This window comes from Macrococcus lamae, from assembly GCF_004359545.1.
Taxonomy (GTDB): domain Bacteria; phylum Bacillota; class Bacilli; order Staphylococcales; family Staphylococcaceae; genus Macrococcus; species Macrococcus lamae.
In genome coordinates this window covers 101,437-119,709 of sequence record NZ_SCWB01000002.1, presented here as the reverse complement: position 1 = coordinate 119,709, position 18,273 = coordinate 101,437, and the positions used below count along the sequence as shown (strand labels likewise).

At 38.8% G+C, this 18,273-nt stretch carries 15 protein-coding genes; 2 read left to right on the top strand and 13 right to left on the bottom strand.

Going from position 1 to position 18,273, the window contains the following annotated elements; all coding sequences use genetic code 11:
* Window positions 1-10: 10 nt before the first annotated feature.
* The 11 genes from ERX29_RS02135 to ERX29_RS02085 form a co-directional block, all read right to left on the bottom strand.
* A complete protein-coding gene (locus ERX29_RS02135) occupies window positions 11-2,197 on the bottom strand; it encodes a thermonuclease family protein (RefSeq protein ID WP_133443039.1) in 2,187 nt (728 codons plus the stop codon).
* A 98-nt stretch (window positions 2,198-2,295) separates the two neighbouring features.
* Window positions 2,296-3,960: a glycoside hydrolase family 13 protein gene (locus tag ERX29_RS02130; RefSeq protein WP_133443038.1), complete on the bottom strand. Its 1,665-nt coding sequence runs from the start codon at window positions 3,958-3,960 to the stop codon at window positions 2,296-2,298.
* A 122-nt stretch (window positions 3,961-4,082) separates the two neighbouring features.
* Complete coding sequence (locus tag ERX29_RS02125) at window positions 4,083-5,240, bottom strand: ABC transporter ATP-binding protein (protein WP_133443037.1); 1,158 nt, start codon at window positions 5,238-5,240, stop codon at window positions 4,083-4,085.
* A 12-nt stretch (window positions 5,241-5,252) separates the two neighbouring features.
* Window positions 5,253-6,221 (bottom strand): sugar phosphate isomerase/epimerase family protein, encoded by a 969-nt coding sequence (locus ERX29_RS02120; RefSeq protein ID WP_133443036.1) that lies wholly within the window; start codon window positions 6,219-6,221, stop codon window positions 5,253-5,255.
* Window positions 6,222-6,232: 11 nt separating this feature from the next.
* Window positions 6,233-7,267: a Gfo/Idh/MocA family protein gene (locus ERX29_RS02115; protein WP_133443035.1), complete on the bottom strand. Its 1,035-nt coding sequence runs from the start codon at window positions 7,265-7,267 to the stop codon at window positions 6,233-6,235.
* A 12-nt stretch (window positions 7,268-7,279) separates the two neighbouring features.
* On the bottom strand, window positions 7,280-8,302 hold the full coding sequence (locus tag ERX29_RS02110; protein ID WP_133443034.1) for a Gfo/Idh/MocA family protein: 1,023 nt from the start codon (window positions 8,300-8,302) through the stop codon (window positions 7,280-7,282).
* A 4-nt stretch (window positions 8,303-8,306) separates the two neighbouring features.
* Window positions 8,307-9,023 (bottom strand): ThuA domain-containing protein, encoded by a 717-nt coding sequence (locus ERX29_RS02105; RefSeq protein ID WP_133443033.1) that lies wholly within the window; start codon window positions 9,021-9,023, stop codon window positions 8,307-8,309.
* Complete coding sequence (locus ERX29_RS02100; protein WP_133443032.1) at window positions 9,020-10,042, bottom strand: LacI family DNA-binding transcriptional regulator; 1,023 nt, start codon at window positions 10,040-10,042, stop codon at window positions 9,020-9,022. The genes ERX29_RS02105 and ERX29_RS02100 overlap by 4 nt, the downstream gene beginning before the upstream one ends.
* A gap of 8 nt (window positions 10,043-10,050) precedes the next feature.
* Window positions 10,051-10,860: a carbohydrate ABC transporter permease gene (locus ERX29_RS02095; protein ID WP_133443031.1), complete on the bottom strand. Its 810-nt coding sequence runs from the start codon at window positions 10,858-10,860 to the stop codon at window positions 10,051-10,053.
* Complete coding sequence (locus tag ERX29_RS02090; protein ID WP_133443030.1) at window positions 10,860-11,726, bottom strand: carbohydrate ABC transporter permease; 867 nt, start codon at window positions 11,724-11,726, stop codon at window positions 10,860-10,862. The genes ERX29_RS02095 and ERX29_RS02090 overlap by 1 nt, the downstream gene beginning before the upstream one ends.
* 73 nt (window positions 11,727-11,799) lie before the next feature.
* The gene (locus tag ERX29_RS02085) at window positions 11,800-13,101 is read right to left on the bottom strand and encodes an ABC transporter substrate-binding protein (RefSeq protein WP_133443029.1); all 1,302 of its coding nucleotides are present in this window, start codon (window positions 13,099-13,101) and stop codon (window positions 11,800-11,802) included.
* A 376-nt stretch (window positions 13,102-13,477) separates the two neighbouring features.
* Here ERX29_RS02085 and ERX29_RS02080 point away from each other — a divergent pair, with 376 nt between their 5' ends.
* The gene (locus ERX29_RS02080; RefSeq protein WP_133443028.1) at window positions 13,478-14,398 is read left to right on the top strand and encodes a VOC family protein; all 921 of its coding nucleotides are present in this window, start codon (window positions 13,478-13,480) and stop codon (window positions 14,396-14,398) included.
* A 75-nt stretch (window positions 14,399-14,473) separates the two neighbouring features.
* Here ERX29_RS02080 and ERX29_RS02075 read toward each other — a convergent pair whose 3' ends face one another.
* Together ERX29_RS02075 and ERX29_RS02070 are read right to left on the bottom strand one after the other, a co-directional pair.
* Window positions 14,474-15,520 (bottom strand): GTPase domain-containing protein, encoded by a 1,047-nt coding sequence (locus tag ERX29_RS02075; RefSeq protein WP_133443027.1) that lies wholly within the window; start codon window positions 15,518-15,520, stop codon window positions 14,474-14,476.
* Window positions 15,521-15,578: 58 nt separating this feature from the next.
* A complete protein-coding gene (locus tag ERX29_RS02070) occupies window positions 15,579-16,640 on the bottom strand; it encodes an acyltransferase (RefSeq protein ID WP_243719946.1) in 1,062 nt (353 codons plus the stop codon).
* 134 nt (window positions 16,641-16,774) lie between these two features.
* On the opposite strand from ERX29_RS02070, the gene ERX29_RS02065 reads away from it, so the two are divergent.
* Window positions 16,775-18,220 (top strand): YhgE/Pip domain-containing protein, encoded by a 1,446-nt coding sequence (locus ERX29_RS02065; protein WP_165981034.1) that lies wholly within the window; start codon window positions 16,775-16,777, stop codon window positions 18,218-18,220.
* Window positions 18,221-18,273 lie beyond the last annotated feature (53 nt).

Here is an 18,273-nt window from a genome sequence, read left to right as displayed (position 1 = left end):
ACAATCATCATTATTTCTTTTTAAGTTTACCAATATTTTTAGTGAAACCTGCTGACACGTCTTTTACTGCTGCATCAGCTACTAATGCAGCTACTTTATTGTCTTCTATATCTGAATCTTTATCATCAACAGTCATATCTTTCAATGTCTCGACCAAGCCATTCGGAGAAGTAAATTCAACAATGTACTTACCGTTTTCAACAGCATTAAACACATATTCACCTTGTGCATTTGTCATAACAGTTTTAACGAGTTTATCATCCTGGTAAAGATTGACTCTTACATCCGCTAATTTCCTGTCAGGCTGATCCAGTTTACCGTTATGATTTTTGTCATGGAATGCAAAACCTGCTATATCGAAAGCTGGTTTAACTGGTGCATCTTTCACAATGTTGACCGGAAGAAGTTTATAAGCACCATAGCTGTATGTTACTACGCCGTCAATCTGGTAATAACTCGCACCGATTTCAAGAGCATCTGCAGTTTTAATTGCAAACTGATGACCTTTAGCATCGACTACTGTGTATTCATTGAATTCATTTACAGATTTCACAGTGACGTTCTCGATACGAATGAACTCAGATTCAACGTCCTCATTGATGGCATCAAGTATTGTCACGACAGGTTCCACTGCTTTTTGTCCTGTAACTTTCACGTCTTCAGTTTCCATCTGATATAACCCAAAGTATTCAGCTGTTTCACCTATGGCTTCAACTCCATCTCCTACAGCGGGTTTAACAGTCTTACTTCTGATGACCATTCCTGCTGTGTCATCCTGGATGTAGATATTATAACCATCCACTTTAGTCACTGTTCCTGTGACGATAGCTTTTGTCCCTTTGCCACTATCACGTGCTTCTTTGATCGTCATCTCTTTAGCTGTCTCTTCTGGTAAAGTACCGCCATTACCTGGTGCAGGTTTGTAACCTTGAGCGATAGCCTCTTCCTGAGTGAAGAAAATGCGATTTTCTACTGGAACCTGTGCAAAATTCTGCGGATCGTAATAAACTTTTGACTCTGAGTTACCGACATAGCGAAGGAATCCTTTGCCGTCATAACGTGCGCGGAATTCAAAAGCAAGTTCCATCAAAGGATGCGCTTCCTGCCAGATTCCGATATTCTCTTTCTGCGCTTCTGCTACTGCATTCTGGAACATATTGTAGTCATCCCAGTTTGCCACAGGCCAGATGAAATAAGTAGATGCCATTCCTCGCTTCACCATCTCAAGGTTAGCGTTAACACCATCTTCACGAACGACCTGTCCAAGGACACGGCCATAGTCATCAGTGATTTCTTCAGGATTCACTTTTACCGTCACCGGCATCCCTGCTGTTAAAATGTCATTCAGTGCTTTTTTAGCGATTTCACCGTGATACTTCTGGTTATGGTCTGGATCAGTGTCGATCAAGCTTTCATCATAAGAAGTTAAGTGATAAGTCTCAGGAGTATCGATGTTTAAGAATCGTATCGTATCTGACCCCATGATTGAAGGTGAGATTTTAATTGTATCCCCATCCACTACACGCACTACATTAACTTTATATTCTGCTTTTGGTGTTTCAGGTTCTGGAGCAACAACGCCACCGTTAAATGCACCTAATTCATTGAATGTATCTTTCGGCAGAGCAATGAACTGATCAGCAGGATTGTAACTGTTATGAATATCAGTATCTGCTGTAAGCTTATCTGCTGTTCTGACAAGAGTCATATCGACTGTAGACACATCAGAGCCGAACGCTGTTCCTGGATCAACTCCTGCTTGACCGATTGAATCATTGATATCACCTGTTTTAGATGCTGCATTATAATTCTCAAATAATACAAGTGTATCATCCCCATTGAAATTCATAACAGAAGAACCTGTTTTTAAGTCTGCCTGTGCAAGTACTTCAGCGCCTGCCTGCTGATTAGCGATAACAAATACTTCACCCGCTGGTAATGGGCCGGATAATTTAAGTTCTGTTACCGTGCCTGATGTTTCACTTGCCCCGTTTATAAAAGAAACTAGGGAATAGGTAGACAAATCAACTGCTTCACTTGTCGGATTATAAATTTCAATTGCCTTGTTGTAGCCTGACCCTTCAACGTATTCAGAAATCAGCAGCTTACCTGCTGCCTGTGCTTTTGTACTTGAGAATGGAATAGCTAATGATGCCGTAATCATTAGCGTCAGGAAAACTTTAATGAGACGATTCATTTACTTCGGACTCCTTTATAATTAGATTCCAATCCAGTCTAACAAGCATTTATGGATTTAACATGACTATTCTGTAAATATTGTATTAATTAATGTCTTTAAGATAATTTATAAACACGGGTTTCATAAGGTTTTAAAATGATTTCATCTGATGCTGATTCCTGAAGCTTGTAGTTGTTCAACACGATTTTCTCCGGATCAAAGTTGAAACCTTCGCTGTTATCGAGCTTTACTTCTATATCATCCAAGTTACCGATGACGAGTACCTGCTCATCCTCTAACGTCCGTGTATATGCAAAAACATCCGGATCATCCGCGTAGACGAGGTCAAACACGCCATAAGTCATGACTGGATTGTCTTTTTTGAATTGAATCATTTTCTTATAGAAGCTGTAGATAGAATTTTCATCTTGCATCTGTTTCTCAACATTGATTTCCTCGTAGTTTGGATTGACTTTTAACCACGGTCTGCCTGTTGTAAATCCGGCGTTTTCATCATCATTCCACTGCATCGGTGTACGGGCGTTATCCCGGCTGATACGCTGCAGCATTTCTATGACTTCGGCTTTTGTTTTGCCGTTGACAAGCTCGTTGTTATAAATATTTTTAGCATGAACATCATTGAACTCTGAAATGTCTTTAAACGGATAATTAGTCATTCCGATTTCCTGCCCTTGGTAGATGAACGGTGTTCCCTGCTGCAGGAAGTAGACCGCCGCATGACTGGTTGCACTTTGAAACCAGTACACTTTATCATCTGCCCATGTAGAAGGCACTCGTGGACGGTCATGGTTTTCGATGAATAAAGCATTCCATCCTTTGTTCTCAAGTCCTTTCTGCCATTCTGCAAGAACCTGCTTATAACCGAGAATATCAAATTCTGTACCGACATCATGGTTCCACAAATTTAAGTGCTCGAACTGAAACACCATATCGAACTTTCCGTTTTCCTCGCCAACCCACTGATCAGCATCATCTGTTGTAACACCGTTCGCTTCACCGACCGTCATAATATCGTAATTATCAAATGTCGATTCTTTCATTTCTTTCAGATATTCATGAATTCCTGGCTGATTCATATGCCCTTCAAATGATTCTACATAGTTCAGTGCATCAGGATTCGGAAGGTCTCCTTTAGAGAATGTTTTTTTAACATGGCTGATAGCATCAATCCTGAAGCCGTCAATTCCTTTTTCAAGCCACCAGTTGATCATATTATAGACGGCATGGCGCATCTCTTTGTTCTCCCAGTTCAAGTCAGGTTGTTTACGGCTGAATACGTGCATGTAATATTGATTTGTGGTTGCATCATATTCCCATGCCGACCCTTCAAAGATACTAGCCCAGTTGTTTGGCTCGCGTCCATTTTTTCCATCCTGCCAAATATACCAGTCGCGTTTGGCGTCTTCCTTCGAATGTCTGGATTCTATAAACCACGGATGCTCATCACTTGTATGGTTGACGACAAGGTCCATAATTAATTTCATGCCGCGCTCGTGTACTTCAAGCAGCAGGCGGTCAAAGTCCTCCATTGTGCCGAAATCTCTCATAATTTTTTGATAATCTCGAATATCATAACCATTATCATCATTAGGAGAATCGTATACCGGACTTAGCCAGATGACATCAATACCCAGCTCTTTTAAATAATCGAGTTTCTCCGTTAAGCCGTTAATATCCCCGATGCCATCTCCGTTAGAATCTTTAAAGCTACGCGGATAAACTTGATAGCATACCGCTTCTTTCCACCAAATGCGTTTCATTGTTATAGTTCCTCCAGTTAGTCTAAATAAGTAAAGCTGTTAACATGAGTATGCTAACAGCTTAACTAAACGAATACAATCATATATGCCTACATTTCGGCAAGCTTACCTATATCCTAAAATCAAGCTTTCGCTGTCTGTTGTTCCTGTTCTAATTCCTGACGGCGTTTATCTTCTGATGCATTACGGATACGATCTCCAGTCTCTGCATCAAAGAAGTGTGCTTTGTTCATATCCATCGCAAGACGGATGACTTCTCCTGCTTTAAAGTCATTACGAGCATCTAGTTTAGAGATGAACTCCTGACCTTCAAACATAGAATAAACCATGATTTCTGATCCTAGCAATTCACTTACGGTAACTTTTGTTTCGAACGATGCATTTTCAAATGACTGAATAAATACAGGTTCATCATGTATATCTTCCGGGCGAATACCAAACTTGATATCTTTCCCTACGTATCCTTTATTTTTCAATGAACGCATAATACCTTCAGGCACATCGAATTCATAGTTACCTACAAAAATAGATTTTTCTGATAATTTTGCGTTAAAGATATTCATAGGTGGCGAGCCGATAAATTCAGCTACGAAAATATTTTCCGGGAAATCATAAACTTCTTTCGGTGTCCCTACCTGCATAATATCGCCGTCTTTTAATACAACGATACGAGTAGCCATCGTCAATGCTTCTGTCTGGTCATGCGTTACATAAATTGTCGTCGTCTGCAGACGATTATGTAATTTAGAAATTTCAGCACGCATCTGCACACGCAGCTTAGCATCGAGATTTGATAAAGGTTCATCCATCAGGAAGACTTTCGCTTCGCGAACAATGGCACGACCTAAAGCTACACGTTGACGCTGACCACCTGATAATGCTTTCGGTTTACGTTTTAAATAATCAGTCAGTCCTAATATTTCAGCCGCTTCTTCAACACGGCGCTTAATTTCATCTTTTGGTGTTTTCCGTAATTTAAGACCGAATGCCATATTATCATATACAGTCATATGCGGATATAGCGCATAGTTCTGGAATACCATCGCGATATCACGATTTTTAGGTGCAACGTCATTCATTCGAACACCATCGATAGTAAACTCACCATCAGTGATATCTTCTAGACCGGCGATCATCCGTAATGTCGTAGACTTACCACAGCCTGATGGACCGACAAATACGATAAATTCCTTGTCGTGAATATGAAGATTGAAGTCTTTAACAACCGTATTGCCACCTTCGTAAGTCTTTTTAATGTGATCTAATTTAATCTCTGCCATTGTATTTCCTCCTTATACCCACCACATATCAGTCGGTGTATGTTTGATGATGACCTGTTTCAAATTACGAACTGCTGTCTGAAATCCTTCTTCGATAGACATCAATGGATCTTCGTGCTCAATGCTGACGATATAATCATAATCATATGTTCTTAATGCACTCATCATCGCTGTCCATTCTTTCAGATCATGACCACAGCCCACACTTCTGAATGTCCAGCTTCTTGTTTTGACGTTACTATAAGGCTGCATATCAAGCAGTCCGTACATATTGACATTATCCTGATCTATAAATGTATCTTTAGCATGAAAATGATGAATCGCATTGTGTTCACCAAGAATTTTAATTGCAGCTACCGGATCAATACCTTGCCACCACATATGACTCGGATCGAGGTTAGCGCCGATGTATTCATTTGTCGCTTCCCTTAATTTCAGCAGTGTATACGGTGAATGAACAAGGAAACCACCGTGCAGCTCAAGACCGATTTTTACATCATGTTCTTTTGCAAGTTCTGCAATCTCTTTCCAGTAAGGAATTAATTTCTGTTCCCATTGCCAGTCATAAATATCCTTATATTCATTCGGCCACGGTGCTACCGGCCAGTTAGGCAGTTTTGCATCTAGCGAATCACCTGCTGTACCGCTGAAGCAGTTGACGACAGGCACCTTCATCAGACTCGCGAGTTTAATTGTTTTACGTAGTATTATATCTGATTCTTCTCTAAAGGCTGTTTCAGGTGAAATAGGGTTACCATGGCAGCTGAATGATGAAATGAAGAGCCCTCTTTCTGCAAAAGCTTTCAAATAAGCTTCTCGTGCACTTTCATCTGACAGTAGACCATCAAGGTCGATATGCTTATCTCCAGGATAGCATCCCGTGCCTACTTCAACGGCTTCTACACCTGAGGCTTGAACATAATCAAGCATCTCCTCAAATGATTTATCATTGAATAAAGGATTGAATACACCTAATTTCATCGTACGTCCTCCTAGATTAATATTGCCTTATTATTTGATGCGCTTAAATATACTGCTTCAATGATGCGTGAAACTTCTCTTGCTTCAGTAGATTTGACACGGAGCGGTGTATGATGAATGATGGACGATAAGAAGTTCTCTGTCTGTAAATATTCAAATGGATGTTCTACTTGAATATAATCGATATTAAGTGTCGTCATCAATGTATCATCCGCTTGATTCACTTTCATTTCAAAGACGTTCAGACCGCCTTTAGTTCCCGAGATGCTGATATGCTCTTCATCGCTTTCAACATTAGCGGCCCAGCTTGTTTCAAACAGCATCGTGATATTATTTTCAAATCTTATAAAAGCTGTGACATGATCATCAACTTCAAATGTTTCGGGATTAAATGATCCCCATTCATTGACTGGATTCGGCATACGGCTCAGTTGATTGTACGTCTGAGCGGATACTTCAATAGGTTTTCTGCTGCCGACAAGCCACATGGCAAGATCGAGGAGATGACAGCCGTAATCAATTAATGCGCCGCCGCCTTGCAGCTCCTTATTAGTAAACACACCCCATCCAGGGACTTTACGTCGCCTCATCGCTTTGACACGAATGACAAGAGGCTCACCAATGATGCCTTTGTTGATAATCTTCTTCGCTGCGATGGCTTCCTTCATAAAACGGTAATGGTAAGCGATATGAAGTCTGCCTTTACTATTTCTCTCGGCCTCAATCATTGCATCACACTCTTCAGTCGTCAATGCCATCGGTTTTTCGCACAACACAGATTTATCATGATTCAAAGCTTCAATCGCAAACGGCGCATGAAATTTATTCGGTGTCGTAATGACTACAGCATCCACCTGTTCAAGCATCTCCTGGTAATTTTTAGCGACATGTGGAATACCGAACTGATTAGCAACAATCATCGCCCGTTCTGTATTAATATCATGAACATGAGTGATTTCGACATTATCAAATTCTTTAAATGCAGGAATATGACGTTCTGTAGCGATTCCACCGACGCCAACAATTCCGATTCGGACTTTACTCATGATGTCTGCTCCTTAGATTCGAGTTATTGTGTTTGTTTCTGCTGATTCAATCGCTTTCATGATAACGTTAAGAGAAGCCATGCCTTCTTCGCCATCACAAATAGGTGTTGTATCTTCTGTAATTGACTGAATGAATGCATCGATTGTATGAGAGTTGATCTGTCCGCCTTCATCATTCGTCTGCATTTCGCCTAGCTGCTGTTTGTCTGCTTCACCATCAGCATTAATGAAAATATAGCTGTATTCAGGATCTGCATTTAATTTAAGGACGCCTTTTTCACTATAGATAACTGTGCTGTTATCTTCTTCTCCATTATACGCCCACGATGCGCTTAATGTCCCGATAATACCACTTTCAGTTTTTAGAATTAACACAGCATTATCATCTACTGTCGCATTAGCTTTTGCTGATGTTTCAATCATTGCACCTACTTCTTTAAACTCTTCTCCAAGAATGTAGCGCATTAAGTCTGCTTTATGAACTCCAAGATCTCCCATCGCACCAATAAATGCACGTTTTTTATCAAAGAACCAGCTGTCAGGACCGTCAACACTCCAGCCTTCGGGTCCAGGATGTCCAAACGTCGTTTTGAATGAATAGATCTTCCCAAGTTGTCCGCTTTCTACTACTTGTTTTGCTGCTTGATGAGCTTCGTTGATTCGCTGGTTATGGCCGATCATCAGCTTAGTACCACTTGCCTTAGCTGCCGCGATCATCTGTTCAGCATCTTCAAGTGACGTTGCCATCGGTTTTTCACATAAAACATGCTTACCTGCTTTTAAGGCGGCAATCGTCATTTCTGCATGCAGATAGTTAGGGGTGCAGATGCTTACTGCTTCAACCGCTTCATCTGCAAGCAGCGCGTGATAATCACTATAGCTGCTGCCTCCAAATTCTGCAGCCAGTTCATCACTTCGCTCCTGTACAATATCACAGTATGCAACAATTTCAGCACTGCTGTTTTCCTGATATTCCGGAATGTGACGATGTGTTGAAATACTACCGCATCCAATGATGCCTACTTTAATAGTCATATGTTTACTCCTTTTCAGAAATAGATTCTAGCGGTTGATAGTTACCGTAAGTCGGATAGTTATTCGTGCTCGGTTTTGCCCAGTGCACTGCATTATTAATCACACGCTGCACATTCTTATCATAATACGTCGGATAAGTTTCATGACCAGGTCGGAAGTAGAAAATTTTCCCGTTGCCACGTTTAAATGTCGCACCTGACCGGAACACTTCTCCTCCTTCAAACCAGCTGATGAACACTAATTCTTCCGGAGCAGGAATATCAAAATGCTCTCCGTACATTTCTTCTTTAGGTAATTCAAAGAACTCAGGCAGTCCTTCTGCAATCGGATGGCCAGGCATGACAGTCCATATACGTTCTTTATCATCAGCTTCACGCCACTTCAGATCGCAGCCCGTACCCATCAGACGTTTGAATATCTTTGAGAAGTGACCGGAATGCAGAACGACAAGACCCATCCCTTCAAGCACACGTTTCTGGACACGATCGACGATTACATCATTCACTTCGTCATGTGCTTTATGACCCCACCATATAAGTACATCCGTCTGATTCAAAACATCTTCTGTCAGACCATGCTCGGGTTCGTCCAGTGTTGCTGTCGTGACTTCTGCATTTTCAATAAAAGATGCAATCTGTTCATGTATCCCTTCAGGATATATATCTCTGACAATATCAGATTCTTTCTCGTGTCTGAATTCGTTCCATACAGTTACTTTCACAGCACTCTCTCCTTTAAAGGTTTTGTTGATGAGCGTTCAATAATAGAAGTCGGTATAATAATATTTTTTTTAATCATATCAGGATTGTGCAAGTATTCTATCAAACTATTACCCGCTTCAGCTCCAAGTGATTCAGGATAAATATTGACGACTGTCTGCGGAGGACATGCAGCTTCATTGAAGTATGAATCATTAAACGTTGCAGTCTGGATATCATCAGGTACTTTCAGCTGCTGCTGATACAATTCACTCAGCACATTTAAATTCATCATACTGTCAGATGTAATAATAGCAGTCGGAGAAGGTTCAAGCGTTCTTATTTCAGCAATAATATGTTTGACTTCTTCTGTTCCGGCTGCCCCTTCAAATACTCTTGGAATAAGACCTGCTTTCAGACAAGCTCTTTCATAACCCTGCACTCGATCTTCGTTGACTGCATACGATGCATTTTCAGCGATGAAGACAATTGTGTTATGACCGAGTTCTATCATATGATCTGTTAATTGATAAGCTGCCATGATATTATCATTATCAATATAGATTTCATTCGATAGCGGGCTTAATTTCTTGCCAAGTATAACAAACGGAAAGTTGATAGACTGCAAATAGTTGATGACTTTATCATTGCTTTTTGAATATAGTAATATGAATCCGTCAACTGAATTACTTTTTACTAACTGCTTTACTTCAGTCAGCAATTCTTCTTCGTTCATACTGGTTGATATTACTGTTGAGTAATGATTGTCTTTGCAGATTTTAGAAATACTCATCAATACATCAGTGAAAAAAGGATTCTGCGTCATTTCTTTAGACGCTGTCTTGAGCAGCAGACCAATCGTATGTGACTGCTGCGTGACAAGACGTCTGGCGGAAACGTTCGGAATATACCCCAGTTCTACCATAACCTTACGAACCTTATCACGTGTCTTCTCACTGATTGCAGGATGATTGCTGATAACTCTTGATACTGTGGAAGGTGCAACACCAGCACGTTTCGCCACATCTTTGATCGTAATCATTTTCTCACCTACTTAACAGCACCTTCAGAAACACCTTTAATAATTTGTTTCTGTGCAAAGAAATAGCCTATGATGACTGGAATAATTGAAATCGTTAAACCTGCAAGTGCTAAGTGCCATTGTTTCGTATACTGTCCAAAGAACAGGAATAACTTCAGTGGAATCGTCTCTTGTCCTGGTCCAAGAACTAAGTTAGGTAACAGGAAGTCGTTCCAAATCCAGATCACATTTAAAATACCGACCGTAACAGAAATTGATTTTAGCAGCGGGAAAATTACATGCCAGTAAATCTGCCATTTACTTGCACCGTCAATCATCGCAGCCTCATCAAGTGACTTTGAAATCCCTTGCAGTGAACCATGATATAAGAAAATAGATAGGCTTGCACCAAATCCTAAATACATGAAAATAAGTCCCCATCTATTCAAGCTTTCTAAATCACCGAATATTTTAACAAGCGGAATCATTACTGATTGAAATGGGATAAGCATCGCAGCGACAAACAAGAAGAATATCGCATTAGACACTTTACCTTTATTACGACTGAGCGCATAAGCCGCCATACTTGAAAAAATTATTATCAAAGCAACACTCAGCACAGTGACAATCAATGAGTTAAGAAAAGTCTGCATGAAATTCAATTGCTCAAAAGCATCTATAAAGTTCTGGAAAGACCATTCTTTAGGTAATCCCAATGTATCATCAAAAATTTGAAGCTTTGTTTTAAAGGAATTGACAATCATTAAATAAAACGGAGACAGCCAGAGCAAACCAATGACAAGCCCAATAATTTCAAATAACAGCCATTTACTCTTCATTACATCTCCACCTCACGTTTCTTATTGTAATAAACCTGTACTAAACTAATGAGCATAACAATCAGGAAGAACACTACTGCTTTAGCCTGTGCTGAACCCATCAAGTTCATTTTAAATGCTGTATCTACGATATCCATCGCAACCATTTTAGTTGAGTTACCTGGGCCACCGTTTGTCAATGATAAGTTTTGATCGTACACTTTGAACGCGCCGGATAACGTCAGAAACATACTGACAGTGAATGCTGGAGCAACTAACGGAAATGTAATGTTTTTAAACTTCTGCCATGAATTCGCTCCATCAATTTCAGCAGCTTCCAGTAAATCTTCCGGTACATTTTCCAAATAGGCAATGTAAATAATCATAATATAACCAGCCATCTGCCAAGTTGACAGAATGACCATTCCCCAGAAACCTGTTGTTGTATCACTCAACCAGCCCTGCATCCATTCGGAACCAATTGCCTCACCAATCGTTGCAAACACTTTAGTGAAAATAAACTGCCAGATGAATCCGAGAATTAAACCCCCGATTAAGTTTGGCATGAAGAATACAGTTCGTAATACGTTTTTAGATTTGATTTTACTCGTAACGAGTAAAGCAAGTCCTAGACCAATTAAGTTGATGATGATGACTGCTGCAATAGAATACTTGAATGTAAACCAGAGTGCATGTTTGAAACTGTCATCTTTCAATAAGTTCATATAGTTATCGAAACCGATAAAATCAGGAACTAATGTTGTATCCCCGTTCCAGTTGGTAAATGAATAATAGATTCCATAGAGGAACGGTATAATGATAACCATGAACAATGCGACAAGGACCGGCATAAGCATGAGCCAGAACGCTAAACTTTTTGTTTTCACTGTATAACTCCTCACTTTTTAAAAAAAGGGATAGACATTCTCAAATATTCGAATGTTTATCCCCTTTGTTCTATTATTTACGAGCTTTTTCCCAGGCATCCTGAGATTTTTTGATTGCTTCATCAAAAGTCAGTTTACCTGTTAAATAATCCTGCAGGTAAGCACCTAAAGCATCATCAGTATAACCAGTCGGATATCCTTTGAATACCCATGCAGTTGTTTTTCCTTCTTCTGAATACTTGTAGATTTCTTTTGATAGTGGATCTGCGATTTTAGATGTATCGTAGTCTTTGTATGCTGGAATGAATTTGAAGTCTTCCATTACAATGTTTTTACCTTCGTCTGAAGTATATAACCAGTCAAGGAAGTCTTTTGCTGCTTTTTGAACTTTTTCATCAGATTTCTTGTTGACTGCCCAGTTATTTGCAACCCCTACTGGAATTGTCAATTCTTTTGAATCTGTTGGTACTGCAATTAATCCTACTTTTTCAGCAATTTCAGGATTAACACTTTCTATAGTTGGATATGCCCAGTTACCTTGCTGAATCATTGCTACTTTGCCTGTAGAGAATAACTCTTCTACTTGTTGAGAGTAATCAAGAGATGCTACAGGTTTTTTAGAATATTCGTTTTGAATGTCTAAATACTGTTTAAATAAATCTTTGTTTTTGAAAGGTAATGTTTTTGCATCTGCTGCTTTTTGAATATCATTGTCAAAGTCAGAAGCTAAGAACATGCTCGCACCGTGATCAGCTAATACCCATTTTTCTTTACCAGGTAAAGCATATACTGCTGTTAATCCTAATTTATCTTTTTGTGAATCGATTTTTTTAGAAACTTCTTCTAAATCATCAAGTGTTTTAATATCTTCTGCTTTAACGCCTGCTTTTTCAAAGATATCTTTGTTGTAAATTAAACCATAACCTTCCTGGTTCATCGGAATACCATAAGTTTTTCCGTCTTTTTGAACCGGCGACAGTAATGATTCATCGACTACATTTTTAGTTGCTTTCATATCTGATAGATCAGCTAAACGACTTGCATGCTGTTTTAAATCTTCAGGACCACCAATGTTAAAAATATCAGGCTCATTTTTAGAAGCAATTTTAGCTTTCAGCGCTTGGCCATAGTCATTACCGCCGCCGACTGTTTCAACATTGATTTTTACATTTGGATGTTCTTCCATGTATTTTTTTGCAGTGTCTTCAAACTGTTGTTTGAACTCTACTTTAAATTGGAAGATGTTCACTGTAACCGCGTCTTCACTTTTTCCTTTTGACGCTGTGCCGCCACCTGAACCTGAGTTACCACAGGCTGCAAGAATTGATGCAAAAAATAAAACGAATACTAACATCAAACTTGAATGTTTTTTCATATTCTTTTCTCCTTTAGAATTGTTTTAGAAAGCGTTTTCAATAACGATTTTATTTTATCACAGTATTTTTTCCACTGTCAACAACTTTTTGCAAACGATTGCATTAAAATTGCACTTGTTATTTAAAGCGATATTAAAACATGTTTGTTTGCTTACATCTATAATCCATGCAAACGTTTTGACAATCGACTGATAGTTGCTTAAATAAAAAAGGAAACTGCTCATTCAGCTTCCTTTTAATCGATTCATTTGATTAACTACCTTCATATATTATAATTAGTATATCAAGTCTCAATAAATATACTATTCTTAGTCTCGATGCTGTTCTGATCACTGTTGCCAGTTTTAACAACTTAGTTAGAAAAGAGGAATGATAATGAAGATCAATGGACATCATCACATCTCGATGTATACAAAAGATGTACAGGCTAATAAAGATTTTTATACTCAAGTACTGGGACTACGTTTAGTAGAAAAATCAGTGAATCAGGATAACCCTTCTATGTATCATTTCTTCTATGGAGATGAAGAAGGTTCTCCAGGCACTCTACTTAGCTTCTTTGAAATACCGCAATCAGGACAGACGCGTAAAGGAACTAACAGTATTTATCGTCTGTCTCTACTTGTGCCTTCGATCGAAGCAATTGATTATTTCGAACAGCGTTTGACAGATTATCATATTATCAGCAAACGTATTAATTACGCCGGTCAGTCAGCATTATCATTCGAAGATATCGATCAGCTTGAAATAGTCCTGATTGATAATAATCAGCAAAATTATCCGTCTTTCTGGAAAAAGAATAGTTACAGCGATGTTCCAGAAACTTATCAAATACTTGGAATGGGGCCGGTCGAACTCCGCCTTTCAAAACCAGAATCAACTATCCAATTCCTAACAGATGTGTTGGGTTATCATCATAAAGACGAACATACTGTCACACTTGATAATACTGGATTGTACAGTGACTTCATCATCAAACATCAAGATGGGGATTCTGTCCGCCCAGGACGCGGCTATATCCACCATATAGCAGTTGATATACCTGACGATGCAGCACTTGAAGACATTCAGGCTATATTGAGTCTGCAGCCTGGCAATAACTCTGGTATTATTGACCGTTATTTCTTTAAAGCACTCTATTATAGACAAAACACCATTCTGTATGAATTTGCAACTTCAAGGCCAGGATTTATGGTTGATACTACTAAAGAGCATCTAGGTATGGAATTGAACCTTCCTAATTTCTTAGAAGAAAAACGTGCTGAAATCGAACATAATTTACCGCCGTTAAAATAAAATCATTTAATTGTCACTAAAAGACTGTAGACTCATCTCTGAAGGAGACGAGTCTACAGTCTTTTAGGAAGCTGCTTATTCAGCTTCCTCTTGAGATGATTTTATAATATTTCTTGCGATATCTTTAATTTCACTAATATAATTCGTTAATCCTTGGAGCATAGGGAATGCGTTTACAGCACCTGATTCAAGCAATGCTCCTATTCCTGTCGTAACAGGGTTGAGTGTTTTCAACTTAAACGCCGTCCGTAGCAACTGAGCAATCTTTGCAATTTCCTTTAAAGTGGATACTTTTTCTTTCGTTTCTTCATTATCAAACTTATCCATATGGTTCTGAATCGTCGGCCATTCTTTGTTATGAATCATTATGTCGTCTTCCTGAAGTTTGAAATGGTTCAAAATCGTTCGTTCGAGTGACTGATAATTTTTCTTCATAACGATTTCCTTGAAACTCGGTGTGAATAGTTTTGGCAGCAGCGAATTTGTCTTATAATTTAAAAAGCTTTCAAGCATTTCTTCAGTTTTATATTTCTCGTTATAATCTTGTTGCTGCCTCTCAAATAATTCAGCTATTTCCTGTTTAATGAGTTCGATTCCTTCATTCGTCAGTGTACTGATGAAAAAATAGGACAATGGATTTTTTATATAAGGTTTCAATGTCACTTTCAACTCAGTATCTTTATCCCGTTTCAGATCGTCTACGCTATCTTGATTTGTTATATCCACTAACGCATCTGTTTTATTATAGGCGAAGATGATATGCTTTTCATTTTTAGCCAGATACTTAAACAGTTCTATATCCGCCTCTTTTATCTTGCTTTCAAAAACATAGACAAAATCATTGATTCCGCTTTGCTGAATTAACTTCTTATAATGAGCAGCAGTTACTTCTTCAGTTCCTACACCTGGAAAGTCTACGAGAGTGCCATACGTATTGAATGAATAATCTTTAGTTTCAAGAGTCGCATCCGTATGGACAGATGTATGCGCGCCTGCATTCTTAACTAAAGCATTGATGAGACTGCTTTTACCGGCATCCGGCTGACCAATAACTCCTATTTTATGATCAGACCGATTAGCTACAAATCGTTGATATGATGTCACTAACGGATGAATTTCCATGTCCTCACTCCATCGCTTTTTTTGTCTTTATTCCCATTAATATAGCGTTCCACACTCATTATCTCACATAAAATGAATGCTTGATGAGTTCCTGTCTGTTTATAGTGATGCGTTTTGACACTGGAAAGACATAGTAGCTTTTTGGAATCGTAACAATGATTTCAGTGACGGCTAACGTACATAGAATGACAAGTATATAATGAATGAACATAAAATCCGGATTCCAGAATGATGCCGGCAGAATATTCCCCATTACACCGATGACGAGTAGATGAACTAAATAAATGCCCATTGAACGGTCACCAATGTATTCCAGTATACTTTTCCATCTATCGTTTGCTTTTACATGGAAGAGTGACATGAAAAATGCAGTAAACACGGGTACAAACAACAAATTTGCGACACGATCTGATTGATAGAGATGAGGTAGCTTCATCTCTGCCAGCATTAAAATAATACTGACTAGCACTGCGATACTAAGACTGCTGAAGTGTTGGCTGCACCATATTTTAACTTTATCCATATGCAATGCCATAAAGCCACCCATAAAAAAGTAGGCTAGCCAGTTCAGTAAAAATGCACGATGCAAGAACAAGTCAAATGGTTGATCATTTCTTATTAAATACCATCCAGCAGTGAAAGCCGTAGTGATTAATGTGACGACTAATATATTGTTTCTATTAATGAACTTCGTAATCAACGGAAAAAGTAAATAAAATTGAATGACAACAACCATAAAATAAAGGTGAACATAGCCTTCTCCTAGAAAAATATAACGCATCATATCTTTCATCTGAAAAGATTGCGCATGAGTCAGTTTCACTAAAATAAGGTATATTATTGTCCAGAATAAATAGGGGATCACTATTTTATCGAAGCGGGTCTTATAAAATGTTTTAATGTTTAATTTTTTATTTTTTGAAGAGTTAAATAGCAATAAACCGCTGATTAATGCAAAGATAGGGGTTCCTACCCGGGCCAGCTGATTGATGAGCAGAGTAAATAAAGTTGGAGAATTCAAGTGTTCTATTGGATATGCAAGTGTTACATGCGTTAAGATAACCAAAAGGCATGCAATCGCCCTGACAAAAGAAATTTCTGGAAAGTAAGTTTTTTTCATAGAATTAAACCTTTCTTTCATGAAAAAATTTTTATACAGTATCCATTACAACAAAAAAAACAATTAAAATCAAATCATTTTCCATGCCTTTTGGAAAAACATTATACCATTGGAATAAAAAGGAGGACCAACAATTGTTCAAAGATTTAAAGTATATTGTCAGTAAAAAGTTTCTGTTAATCGCGTTATCCGTCTTATTATTCCTTCCTATTATTTATAGTGCAGTATTCATTTATTCAATGTGGGATCCGTACGGGCAGACCCGGGATCTTCCTATTGCTGTCGTCAATGAGGACAACGGTGCAAAAATTCAGGGAAATAATGAAAACTTAGGTGAACAGGTTGTCAACAAACTGAAGAAAAATGACAACTTCAAGTGGACTTTTGTTGACAGAGAGAGCGCTTCAAGAGGAATTACAGAAGGGAAGTACTTCGCTGTTATTCGTCTTCCTGAAGATTTTTCAGAACATGCCGGTACGATGCTTGAAGATAACCCGGAACAAGTGACTATTTTAGTTAAGAAAAACCCGGGTTACAGTTATTCCGGCCAGAGCATCGGGGATAAAAGTGCTCAGGCAGTGAAAGAAAATGTGTCCCTCGCTATTCGAGAACTTTACTTGAAGAAAATCTTCAAGTCAGTAAATGATATGGAACAGAACTCGGAAAAACTTTCCCGCAACTTAAAGAATATGCAAGAGAGCGAACGACAGCTTGCTGACGGAAATAACGAAGTGACAAATGGGCTGGAAACTTTGCAGGCTGTACTTCCTTCTCCGCAAAATCAGAGTGTCATTCAACTGACTGAAGGCTCAAAACGAATCACTTCCGGATTAACATCACTTGCTTCAGGGACTGACCAAATGACTGCACAGCTTGATAATAGTGTTAAACAGCTGGAAACGCGCTCATTTCAGAAAATCAATGCTGAAACAATCAGTGATCCTGTGAAACTAACTGAAAATGACGTCACTCAAGTAGAAAACTACGGGCAAAGTTTTGCACCATATGTTCTGAGCTTAAGTCTCTACGTCGGCGCCATTGCATTTGTCTCCATCTATCCCGTCGATAAACGAATCGGCATACGAGAACGCGCACACAGCTGGTGGGCAAGTAAATCACTGCTTATTGCAGGCTACGGATTGTTGCAAGGGTTACTGCTCGCGCTATTCACCATTTTCGTCATGAAGATAGAAATTGATAATACAATGCACTTTACACTGACTCTCATCCTATGGTCTCTTACAGCGATGTTTATCGTTTGCTTCCTGACTGCTGCGTTCAGCAATATCGGCAAATTCCTTGCTATTATCATTCTGATTTTACAGCTCGGGTCAAGTGAAGGAACGTTCCCTATTCAGCTGACCAGCCCGTTCTTTCAAACACTGCATGTATTTTCACCGATGACTTATGTCATTAAAGCACTTAGAGAATCAATATTCGGCTTTGAAGGAAATGTGCCATTTACAACTTCTATTACTATTATTGCTTCCATCGGGCTATTGATGCTTGGGCTGCTGTACATCAGCTATATTGTTAAGAACAGAATTCCGTGGTTGTATAAAGCAAGTGAAATCAAATAAATAACGCGAATGGAATTTTTCAGTTCCATTCGCGTTATTTATATTTGAACCAA

Coding starts and splice junctions, on each gene's coding strand:
- ERX29_RS02110 (WP_133443034.1), bottom strand. CDS start 8,302: ATGACTATTAAAGTAGGCATCATTGGATGCGGTAGTATTTCAACACAT.
- ERX29_RS02070 (WP_243719946.1), bottom strand. CDS start 16,640: ATGAAAAAAACTTACTTTCCAGAAATTTCTTTTGTCAGGGCGATTGCA.
- ERX29_RS02125 (WP_133443037.1), bottom strand. CDS start 5,240: ATGGCAGAGATTAAATTAGATCACATTAAAAAGACTTACGAAGGTGGC.
- ERX29_RS02100 (WP_133443032.1), bottom strand. CDS start 10,042: ATGATTACGATCAAAGATGTGGCGAAACGTGCTGGTGTTGCACCTTCC.
- ERX29_RS02080 (WP_133443028.1), top strand. CDS start 13,478: ATGAAGATCAATGGACATCATCACATCTCGATGTATACAAAAGATGTA.
- ERX29_RS02135 (WP_133443039.1), bottom strand. CDS start 2,197: ATGAATCGTCTCATTAAAGTTTTCCTGACGCTAATGATTACGGCATCA.
- ERX29_RS02075 (WP_133443027.1), bottom strand. CDS start 15,520: ATGGAAATTCATCCGTTAGTGACATCATATCAACGATTTGTAGCTAAT.
- ERX29_RS02130 (WP_133443038.1), bottom strand. CDS start 3,960: ATGAAACGCATTTGGTGGAAAGAAGCGGTATGCTATCAAGTTTATCCG.
- ERX29_RS02085 (WP_133443029.1), bottom strand. CDS start 13,101: ATGAAAAAACATTCAAGTTTGATGTTAGTATTCGTTTTATTTTTTGCA.
- ERX29_RS02095 (WP_133443031.1), bottom strand. CDS start 10,860: ATGAAGAGTAAATGGCTGTTATTTGAAATTATTGGGCTTGTCATTGGT.
- ERX29_RS02120 (WP_133443036.1), bottom strand. CDS start 6,221: ATGAAATTAGGTGTATTCAATCCTTTATTCAATGATAAATCATTTGAG.
- ERX29_RS02115 (WP_133443035.1), bottom strand. CDS start 7,267: ATGAGTAAAGTCCGAATCGGAATTGTTGGCGTCGGTGGAATCGCTACA.